The sequence below is a fragment of the Aneurinibacillus sp. UBA3580 genome (genome assembly GCF_002375825.1).
GTDB classification, from domain to species: Bacteria; Bacillota; Bacilli; order Aneurinibacillales; family Aneurinibacillaceae; genus Aneurinibacillus; species Aneurinibacillus danicus.
Genome location: NZ_DFMZ01000047.1, coordinates 14,890 through 15,439 on the forward strand (window position 1 = coordinate 14,890; position 550 = coordinate 15,439).

At 46.5% G+C, this 550-nt stretch carries 1 protein-coding gene and 1 pseudogene; both read left to right on the forward strand.

All coding sequences use genetic code 11. The features are described 5' to 3' along the window. Positions 1-220, forward strand: a pseudogene (locus B2899_RS07490) (C4-dicarboxylate ABC transporter); the annotation flags it as partial. 40 nt (positions 221-260) lie between these two features. Beyond that, a partial coding sequence (locus B2899_RS07495) for a lyase family protein (protein ID WP_286884766.1) occupies positions 261-550 on the forward strand: 290 nt, incomplete at its 3' end.

A 550-nucleotide genomic window follows, 5' to 3' on the forward strand; every position in this document is an offset into this window, starting at 1 on the left:
CGGCATTCCGGCTCCATTTCTTATTGCGATGTTTCCGGCCGTAAACGGCTACTTCTTTATCCCGAATTATGGTACGATAATCGCAGCGATTAACTTTGACCGTACGGGTACGACACGCATCGGAAAGTATATTTTAAATCATAGCTTTATGATTCCGGGTCTCGTGTCCACTGCATCCGCTGTGGTCATTGGTTTTCTGCTAATCCAAATTCTTTTCTAACTATGAACCTTATATTACGCTATAGGAGATGTTACCAGATATGAAAGACAAAAATTACCGCATAGAGAAGGATTTCCTTGGTGAAAAAGAGGTGCCGATTCACGCTTATTATGGCGTGCAAACGATGCGGGCGGTGGAAAATTTCCCGATTACGGGTTACCGTATTCACGAGTCGCTCATTGTGGCAATGGCCATGGTAAAAAAAGCGGCCGCGCTCGCCAATATGGAGACCGGGCAGCTTAATCCGCGCCTCGGCAATGCAATTGTCCAGGCGGCGCAAGAAATTATCGACGGCAAGCTGCATGATCAGTTTATCGTCGATCCGATTCA